The sequence below is a fragment of the Ancylobacter sp. GW821-FHT10E12 genome (assembly GCF_058809335.1).
Map to the genome: position 1 here is coordinate 289,452 of NZ_JBXASN010000006.1, position 9,221 is coordinate 298,672.

9 protein-coding genes are annotated in these 9,221 nt (G+C 67.6%); 7 read left to right on the forward strand and 2 right to left on the reverse strand.

The window, feature by feature from the left end; translation table 11 throughout:
- Positions 1-792 (forward strand): IclR family transcriptional regulator domain-containing protein, encoded by a 792-nt coding sequence (locus tag AC1RU4_RS10630; protein WP_492891038.1) that lies wholly within the window; start codon positions 1-3, stop codon positions 790-792.
- 11 nt (positions 793-803) lie between these two features.
- On the opposite strand, the gene AC1RU4_RS10635 is transcribed toward AC1RU4_RS10630, so the two are convergent.
- Positions 804-1,166, reverse strand: coding sequence for an EthD family reductase (locus AC1RU4_RS10635; protein ID WP_492891039.1), 363 nt, complete (start codon positions 1,164-1,166; stop codon positions 804-806).
- A 65-nt stretch (positions 1,167-1,231) separates the two neighbouring features.
- Complete coding sequence (locus AC1RU4_RS10640; RefSeq protein WP_492891040.1) at positions 1,232-2,341, reverse strand: ABC transporter substrate-binding protein; 1,110 nt, start codon at positions 2,339-2,341, stop codon at positions 1,232-1,234.
- Between the two features lie 255 nt (positions 2,342-2,596).
- Here AC1RU4_RS10640 and AC1RU4_RS10645 point away from each other — a divergent pair, with 255 nt between their 5' ends.
- The 6 genes from AC1RU4_RS10645 (at position 2,597) to AC1RU4_RS10670 (ending at position 9,102) form a co-directional block, all read left to right on the forward strand.
- Positions 2,597-3,574 (forward strand): LysR family transcriptional regulator, encoded by a 978-nt coding sequence (locus AC1RU4_RS10645; protein ID WP_492891042.1) that lies wholly within the window; start codon positions 2,597-2,599, stop codon positions 3,572-3,574.
- Positions 3,575-3,706: 132 nt separating this feature from the next.
- The gene (locus AC1RU4_RS10650) at positions 3,707-4,903 is read left to right on the forward strand and encodes an acetyl-CoA C-acetyltransferase (RefSeq protein ID WP_492891043.1); all 1,197 of its coding nucleotides are present in this window, start codon (positions 3,707-3,709) and stop codon (positions 4,901-4,903) included.
- An 18-nt stretch (positions 4,904-4,921) separates the two neighbouring features.
- Positions 4,922-6,211 carry an acetyl-CoA hydrolase/transferase family protein gene (locus AC1RU4_RS10655; RefSeq protein WP_492891044.1) on the forward strand — a complete coding sequence of 430 codons (1,290 nt, stop codon included), beginning with the start codon at positions 4,922-4,924 and terminating at the stop codon, positions 6,209-6,211.
- A 52-nt stretch (positions 6,212-6,263) separates the two neighbouring features.
- Complete coding sequence (locus tag AC1RU4_RS10660; protein ID WP_492891045.1) at positions 6,264-7,427, forward strand: acyl-CoA dehydrogenase family protein; 1,164 nt, start codon at positions 6,264-6,266, stop codon at positions 7,425-7,427.
- 35 nt (positions 7,428-7,462) lie between these two features.
- Complete coding sequence (locus AC1RU4_RS10665) at positions 7,463-8,308, forward strand: HTD2 family dehydratase (RefSeq protein ID WP_492891046.1); 846 nt, start codon at positions 7,463-7,465, stop codon at positions 8,306-8,308.
- Complete coding sequence (locus AC1RU4_RS10670; protein ID WP_492891047.1) at positions 8,305-9,102, forward strand: HpcH/HpaI aldolase/citrate lyase family protein; 798 nt, start codon at positions 8,305-8,307, stop codon at positions 9,100-9,102. Before AC1RU4_RS10665 ends, AC1RU4_RS10670 begins: the two co-directional genes overlap by 4 nt.
- The last annotated feature ends 119 nt before the right edge of the window (positions 9,103-9,221 follow it).

A 9,221-nucleotide genomic window follows, 5' to 3' on the forward strand; every position in this document is an offset into this window, starting at 1 on the left:
GTGATCAAGAAGCTGGTGGAAGACGACAAGCGCGGTCCGGAATTCGTGACCGCGCTCGCACGCGGACTCAACGTGCTGGCCGCCTTCGGCCGTGTGCCGAGCCGCATGACGCTCACCCAGGTCGCGGAGGCGACCCGCCTCAGCCGCGGCACGGCCCGGCGCTTCCTGCTCACGCTTCAGGAACTCAATTTCGTCGGCAGCGACGGCAAGCTGTTCTGGCTGACCCCCAAGGTGCTCCAGTTTTCCAATGCCTACCTCTCGACCTTCGGACTCACCGAGGCCGGGCGCACGGTGATCCGCAAGCTCACCGAGGCCGTGGGCGAGTCCTCCTCCATGGCGGTGCTGGACGGGCACGACGTGGTCTACGTGGCCCGGGTGGAGACGCGGCGCATCTTCTCGTCCGGCTTGGAGGTCGGCTCGCGCCTGCCGGCCTTCTGCTCGTCGCTGGGGCGGGTGCTGCTCACCGGCCTCACCGACGAACAGCTCGACCGGTGGCTGGCGGAGGAGGCCTTCCTTCCGCAGTCGCCGCGCAGCATCGTCGAGCCGACCAAGGTCCGGCAGAAGGTGCTGGAGGCGCGGCGGCAGCAATATGCCATCGTCGACGGCGAGATGGAGGTGGGCGTGCGCTCGATCGCCGTGCCGGTCTGCGACCGTGAGGGGCAGATCATCGCGGCGCTGAACATCGGCACCAGCGCCGCCCGCACCTCGCTCGACCATATGCGCAAGATCTATCTGCCGGCGCTGCGCGGAGCCGCCCATGAGGTGGAGCGCACCATGGGCGCCTGGCAGTGAATACGGCGCGGTCACGCGCCACCGGCGAGCGCCGGCGTCGAGGCGAGGGGAACGTCCTCTTCCTCGACGATGAAGGTGCGGATCTCCCCGATGAAGGTCGCTCCGTCCGCCAGCAGGCGTTGCATCTGCGGCGCATGATGCACGCGTTCCATCGACTGCGTGTCGTCGAACCAGAGTTCGGCGATGCCGTCGATCTCGACGGGGATGTCCGGGATGTCCGCCCGGCTGCGGGTAGTTAGGATATGGCTCTGCACATAGCGGCGCAGGCCCGGCACGTCATGCGCGAGCGGCGCATGGACATGCACCCAGTGCTCCATGAATTGCACATGGGTGAGTTCGCTCCGGCGCTTCAGGAGCGCGATCATCTTGATCATGTTCGGTTCCGCTTGATGGAAGGAGGAGCCTCCCGGCGAGGTGTGGCGTCGGGAGGTGACGCGGGTCAGCCGATCTTCTCGAAGCGGCCATCGCGAACCTGATTGAGCTGCGTCGGCATGATGATCCCGCCGTCGGCGAAGCGGGCCTCTCCGCCGGCGAGCTGGAAGCTGCCGCTCATGAGCTGGTCGCGCAGGGAGCTGCCGTCCACCTCGCGCCCGTCCTTTTCCAGCCTCAGGATCAGTTCGCTGATCAGCAGCGCGGCGTTGTAGTAGTTCTGGGCATAGGTGCTCGGATCGGCACCGTAGGTCTTGCGCCAGTCATCGACGAAGCGGCGCGTCACCGGGTCGCTTGCCGACCAGTCGGCCGCCTGCGAGGTGAAGAGCAGGCCATTGCATTCGGGCAGCGTGGCGGAGGAAGGAGTGCCGCCGGCAGAATAGGTCATGAACGGCTGGGTGAGGCCGTTGTCCCGCAGCTGCTTGAAGATCTGCGTCTGCTGGGTTCCATAGCTCGCCACATAGATGAGGTCCGGCCGTGTGTCGCGGATCTTGGCGGCGACGCCGGCGAATTGCTGCGCGCTCGGCGCGGCGCTGAATTCCCCCACGAGCGCGGCGCCGATGCCCGGCAGGGCGGCGCGCAGTTCCTTCAGAAGCGCCGCGCCGAGCGGATCGTCGAGATAGACGATGGCCACGCGCTTGATGCCGGCCTGTTTCATCCAGCCGATGGCGACCGGCAGTTCCTGGTTCGCCAGCGGAATGACGTTCCAGAAATAGGGCGAGAGCGTCGCGAGGTCGGGGCCGACGCCGGCGCCGTTCAGCATCAGGACCTTGGCCCGGGTGCCGATGGGGGCGACGGCTTTCGAGACGCCCGTGCCGCCGGTGATGACCGCGACGGCGCGATCGACATTGACCAGCTTGGACATGCCTACGGCTCCGCCCTGCGGCGTGCTCTGCGTATCCTGCGCATGGATGTCCAGCGGACGTTTCAACTTGCCGTCGGCGGCGATGTGCGTGAAGGCAAGGCTCGATCCCGCCAGGAACACCGATCCGAGCTCGGCGAGCCCGCCGGTGAGGTGGAACAGGGTTCCGATGGAATAGCCGGCCGTCTGTGCCCTCAGGACGGTCGGGGCGGCCAGAGTCGCGGCGCCCGCCGCGAGCAAGGTTCTGCGCGTGATCATCACTTCCTCCCATGTGTTTCGGCCGGATTTTCCCGGCTTCTTGCTGGCTTGGAGGGATGTGCCGCCGTGCTCCGCATCGGGATGCCTACGACCGGATTCTCCCCCTGGCCAATTCTACTTGTCCGTCTAATGGACATTTGTCCGTTATTTGTGCATTGTTGCCTCACTCCGTCAAGCGGAGCCCACGGTCGGGTCGCCCGTGCGCGCCCTTTCGGTCGGGGCGGTCCTGATGTGCTGGATACGTGTGAGGTAGACATGGACCTGCGGCAGATTCGAACCTTCGTCCATGTGGCCGAGCTCGGCAGCATCAGCGCCGCTGCCGAGCGCCTGCATGTCGCCCAGCCGGCGCTCAGCCGGCAGCTTCAGGCGCTCGAGCAGGAGCTCGGCGTACGTCTGTTCCAGCGTCACGGGCGCGGCATGGCACTCACGGAGGCCGGAAGCCTCGTGCTGGTGCGCTCGACCGGCGTGCTCGCCGATCTGGACGAGATGCGCGCCGAACTGCGGCGCAATGCCGAAACGACCAGCGGGCAGGTGTCGTTCGCTCTACCGCCGAGCGTCGCCGACGTGCTGTCCGGTCCACTGGTGGAGCGGTTCAGTCCCCGCTTTCCGAAGGTGAAGCTCTCCATTTCCACCGGCTACAGCGGCTATGTGCTCGACTGGCTGCTGCGCGGGCATGTGGATGTCGCAGTGCTGTACGACACCGCCACGTCGCCGACCCTGCGCTCGCGGCCCCTCATGCTGGAGCGGCTCTATCTGGTACAGGCCGGCGAGGGCGTCGCGACGGCGCCCATTCCCGTGGTGGAGCTCGCCCGGCTCCGGCTCATCCTGCCGCGTCCGCAGCATGGCCTGCGCCGCCTGCTCGACAGTGTCGCGGCAAGCTTGGGCGTGACCCTCGATCCGGTCATCGAGGCGGATTCGCTGCCCCTCCAGCTGGATCTGGTACGGCGCGGCGTCGGCGTGACCGTGCTGCCGGCGGTGGCGGTGGGTGCGGATCTGCGGCGCGGCGCGTTCAGCCTGCGCGCCCTGTGCGAGCCGGAGGTGACGCGACAGCTGGTGATCGCCACGCCGATGGATCGGCCGATGCTGCCGGCCGTCCGGCACTTCGCCGAAGCCGTGGAGCAGACCGTCCGCCAGCTGGCCGAGACGGGCGCGTGGGGCGGAGCCTCCACCGGTTCCGTACCACGGGAAGGGACTATCCGTGCTCCGGCCATACGCGATGCCGTGTCGGCATAGCTGAAATACCGATCCGGCTTTTCAGTATTCCGATCGTTTTTGCTAGATGAAACGAAGCGAAAGCACGTTCATCGAGGCACAAAACTTCTCGATCGGCGACCTCGAAAAATAATGATGTGGGAGAAACGCAGCATGAGACGCGCGGCGATCGTCAGTCCGGTGCGCACGCCCGTGGGAACCTTCGGCGGCAGCCTTCGCCCGGTGCCTGTGGAGGAACTTGGCGCCGTCGTCGTCAAGGAGGTGCTCGCGCGCACCAGGCTCGATCCCGCGCTCATCGAGGACGTGGTGTTCGCCCAGTCCTATGCGAACAGCGAGACGCCCTGCGTCGGCCGCTGGGTGGCACTGCAGGCGGGGTTGCCGGTCGAAGTGCCGGGCATGCAGCTCGACCGGCGCTGCGGCGGCGGCCTTCAGGCGATCGCCACCGCCGCGATGATGGTGCAGACCGGCGCCTGCGACATCGTGCTCGCCGGCGGCGCCGAGAGCATGAGCAACATCGAGTTCTACACGACCGACATGCGCTGGGGGCGCCGGGCCGGCACAACCCAGCTCTATGACCGTCTCGACCGCGGGCGCGAACGCTCCCAACCCATGGAGCGCTTCGGCGTCATCTCCGGGATGATCGAGACGGCGGAGAACCTGGCCAGGCAGTTCAACGTCTCGCGCGAGGAGGCGGACGCCTTCGCGGTGCGTAGCCATCAGCGTGCGGCGGCGGCCTGGGCGGAAGGGCGCTTCGACGCCGAAGTGGTTCCGGTGGAGGTACCTCAGCGGCGTGGTGAGGCAGTGAAGGTCATCCGCGACGAGGGAATCCGCGCCGATGCCTCGCTGGAGAGTCTCGGCAAGCTCCGGCCCCTCATGCCGGGCGGCACCGTCACCGCCGGCAATGCCAGCCAGCAGAACGACGCGGCGGCGGCCTGCCTCGTCGTCGCCGAGGACAAGCTCGCCAGTCTCGGTCTTGAGCCGCTGGGCTTCCTGGTCGGCTGGGCGGCGGCTGGCTGTGATCCCGCTACCATGGGCTACGGCCCTGTGCCGGCGACCCGCCGGCTGCTCGGCAAGCTCGGCCTCGATCTCGACGACATGGGGCTCGTCGAGATCAACGAGGCCTTCGCCTGCCAGGTGCTTGCGGTGCTGAAGGGGTGGGGATGGGACGATCCCGCCCGCCTCAACGTCAACGGGTCCGGCATTTCGCTCGGCCATCCCATCGGCGCCACCGGCGTGCGCATCATGACGACTCTGCTGCACGAGATGAAGCGCCGGGACGTGCGCTACGGGCTCGAGACCATGTGCATCGGTGGCGGACAGGGTGCCGCCGCCGTGTTCGAGCGCGCCTGAGCCGACGGGCGACCCGCCATGACCCTTGAATTCGATCCCGCCGCGCTGGATTTCCGCAGCCTGCTCCTGCCTGGCGAATGCCTTGCCTGGGGGCAGGCGAGCGGCGAGCCGACGGTGCTGACCGAACGGCTCTTCGCCCAGTGCGGCGAGCTGCGCGGCCTCAGCGCCTTCGTCGGCATGAGCTGGGGCACGCCGCTCGACGCGGCCTGCATGGCGGGCTTCCGCTTCGCCTCCTATTGCGGAGCGGGCCACAACCGCGTTGCCGAGCGGGCCGGCCGGCTCGACATTCTACCCTGCCACTATGCCGAATTGCCGGAGCTGCTGTCCCGCCGGGTAGACGTGCTGCTGCTCAATCTGGCAGATGACGGCGCCGGGCGCTTCAGCTTCGGCGCGGCCCACGAATATCTGCTGCCGCTGGTGGAAAGCGCGCGGCTGGTGATCGCGGAGATCAACGACCAGACGCCCTGGACCTGCGGCCAGCAGACGCTGAGCATCCACGATCTCGACGTGGTGGTGCGCACCTCGCGCCCGCCTGTGTCCCTCCCCCGGTCTCCGGCCGGCGCGGTGGAGCGGGCCATCGCGGCCCGTGTCGCCGGTCTCGTCGAAGACGGGGCGACGTTGCAGATCGGCATTGGCAGCCTGCCCGAGGCGATCCTGGAATCCTTGTCCGGTCATCGCGACCTCGGCCTTCATTCCGGCCTCGTCTCCGACGGCGTGGTGGACCTCATCGAGGCCGGCGTGCTGACCAATGCCCGCAAGATCCTCGACCGAAGCGTCTCGGTTGCCGGCCTCGCGGCGGGCGGGCCGCGGCTGATGGCGCATATTCACCGCAACCCGAACTTCGCCTTCCATTCGACGGCCTACACCCATTCCCTTTCGGTGCTGGCGGCGCAGGATCGCTTTACCGCCATCAACGCCGCCATCGAGGTCGACCTCACCGGCCAGATCAACGCCGAGGTCGCCGGCGGGCGGTATGTCGGAGCTGTTGGCGGCGCCGGGGCCTTCCTGCGCGGCGCCCATGCCTCACACGGCGGCCTGCCCATCATCGCGCTGCCGGCGACGGTGGATGGACGCGACGGGGTGCGCAGCCGCATCGTCGCCAGGCTCGGCGGGCCGGTCAGCACCGCTCGCTCGGACGCTGGCATCATCGTCACCGAGCACGGCGCCGCCGATCTCAGGGGCCTGTCGCTCGCCGAGCGCCGCCGCCGGATGATCGACATCGCCGCCCCCGAGTTCCGCGCGGCGCTTGAGCAGGACGACGTCGCGAATGCGTCCTGTCCGCGCGAGCGGGTCGTTGGCACCGGCTGAGGCCGGCTGGGAACCGGCAGCCGATAGGACGACAGATCAGGTCGAGGAAACCATGCAGACAGTAGGCAGCGGCAAGTTCGAGGATATCCGCGAAGCGGTGCGTGCGCTCTGCGCCGATTTTCCCGCCGAGTATCACCGCAGGATCGACGAGGCGCGCGGCTATCCGGAAGAGTTCGTCGACGCCCTCACCAAGGCCGGCTGGATGGCGGCTCTGATCCCAGAGGAATATGGCGGCTCGGGGCTTGGCCTCACCGAGGCCTCGGTGATCATGGAGGAGATCAACCGGGCCGGCGGCAATTCCGGCGCCTGCCACGGCCAGATGTACAACATGAACACGCTGGTCCGGCATGGCTCGGAAGAGCAGCGCCAGCGCTATCTGCCGAGGATCGCATCCGGCGAGCTGCGCCTCCAGTCCATGGGCGTAACCGAGCCGACCACCGGCACCGACACCACGCGCATCAAGACCACGGCGGTGAGGAAGGGCAACCGCTATCTCGTGAACGGTCAGAAAGTGTGGATTTCGCGCATCCAGCACTCCGACCTGATGATCCTGCTGGCGCGCACCACGCCGCTCGACGAGGTGAAGAAGAAGTCCGAGGGCATGTCGATCTTCATCGTCGACCTCAAGGAGGCCATCGGCAAGGGGATGACGGTGCGGCCCATCCTCAACATGGTGAACCACGAGACCAACGAGCTGTTCTTCGACAATCTCGAAATTCCCGCCGAGAACCTGATCGGCGAGGAGGGACAGGGGTTCAAGTACATCCTCACCGGCCTCAATGCCGAGCGCACGCTCATCGCCGCCGAATGCATCGGCGACGGCTACTGGTTCATCGACAAGGTGACGCAATACGCCAAGGAGCGCGTGGTGTTCGGCCGTCCCATCGGCCAGAACCAGGGCGTGCAGTTTCCCATCTCCGAGAGCTTCATCGAAGTGGAGGCCGCCAATCTCATGCGCTTCGAAGCCTGCAGGCTCTACGATGCGCACGCACCCTGCGGCACTGAGGCCAACATGGCGAAATACCTTGCCGCCAAGGCCTCGTGGGAAGCGGCGAACGCCTGCATCCAGTTCCATGGCGGCTTTGGTTTCGCCTGCGAATACGATGTCGAGCGCAAATTCCGCGAGACGCGGCTCTACCAGGTGGCGCCGATCTCCACCAATCTCATCCTTTCCTATGTCGCCGAGCACGTGCTCGGCCTGCCGAGGTCGTTCTGAGGCGGCCGGACACGGCATTGCCGCGGGGAAACATCATGGTCGAACTCGATATCGGGTATCTGAGCGGCTGGATCGGCCGCGAGGATGTGGCGAGCGAAGTCGTCTCGGTCGAACTGGTGCGCAAGTTCCGCGCAACCTTCGATGCCGAGCCCGGCGAGCCGCACGAGGGGGGCATCGCGCCCCGGCTGCTGCACTGGTGCCTCGCCCAGCCTGTCGCCCGCGCGTCCGGGCTCGGTGAGGACGGCCATCCGGCCCGCGGAGGCTTCCTGCCGCCGGTGCCGCTGCCGCGCCGCATGTGGGCGGGTGGTCGCATCGTCTTCCATTCCGAGCTGAAGATCGGCGAGACGATGCGGCGCGTATCGCGCATCACCGACGTCACGCTGAAGGAGGGGCGCACCGGCCGGCTCTGCTTCGTCACGCTGGAGCACGAGGTCGAGGCGGGTGGTCGCCCGGTTCTCGGCGAGACGCAGAACATCGTCTATCGCGGCACGGAAGGTGGCGAGGCCAAGGGTGCGTCTGCTCCCGCTCCGGAGGGCATGTATCGCCGGCCGGTCGAGCCGTCGCCGCCCCTGCTATTCCGCTATTCGGCGCTGACCTTCAACGGCCACCGCATCCATTACGACCATCCCTATGTCACCGAGGTCGAGGGCTATCCCGGTCTCGTGGTGCATGGCCCGTTGCAGGTGACCCTGCTGCACGACTTCGCCACCGGGTTGCGGGGACGCGCGCCCGATCGCCTCGCCTTCCGCGGTCAGTCGCCCCTGTTCGCCAATGAACGGCTCTATCTCAACGCCGTCCCGGCGGAGAGCGGCGGCCTGAAACTGTGGACCGCACGGGCGCAAGGCCCCCACGCCATGGTGGTGGAGGCCGAGTGGTCATGACCGGCGTCGCCTCCCTCGTCTCCCCGCTCTTCGTACCGGCCACCCGGCCGGAGCGTTTCGCCAAGGCAGCGGCTTCCGGCGCTGACGGTGTCATCCTCGATCTGGAAGACGCGGTTGCGTCCAACGCGAAGAACATGGCGCGTGCTTCGCTCGATGCCGCCTTCACCGCACTGCCGGTGATCGTGCGCGTCAATGCCGCCGGCACGCCCTGGCACGGGGCGGACCTCGCGGCGGTGGCCGCCATGCCCTTCGCTGCGGTGATGGTGCCCAAGGCGGAGGATCCTGCGGTGCTCGCCGGCGTGGTGGGCGTCGTCGGCGCGATGCCTGTCCTGGCCCTTGTCGAATCGGCGCGGGGCCTTGCACGGGCTCGGGTGCTGGCGACGGTTCCAGGCGTTGCGAGGCTCGTCTTCGGCTCGGTCGACTTCGCTGCCGATCTCGGCTGCGCGCACATGCGCGACGCCCTGTTCGCCGCGCGCGGCGAGATCGTGCTCGCCTCACGGCTCGCCGGGCTGGTTGCACCGCTGGATGGAGTGACCACCGCTATCGACGACGCCGCATTGATCGAGAGCGACGCCCGCTACGCGCGCGACCTCGGCTTCGGCGGCAAGCTCGCCATCCATCCCCGGCAGATCGAGCCGCTCCGGCGCGGCTTCCTGCCGGACGAGAATGAAATCGCCTGGGCCCGCAAGGTGCTCGCCAGCGGGGACGGCGCCGTCTCCGTCGATAACGCGATGGTCGACGAGCCGGTCCGCATCCGCGCCCGCTCGGTTCTCAAGCGTGCCGGCGCCGCCTAGCGCGATTTCGCCAACCCACGTGGCAAAACATTGGGAGATGCGGCCTTATGAAGATCCTCGTGCCCGTTAAGCGGGTTGTGGACTACAACGTTAAGATCCGTGTGAAGGCGGACGGCTCG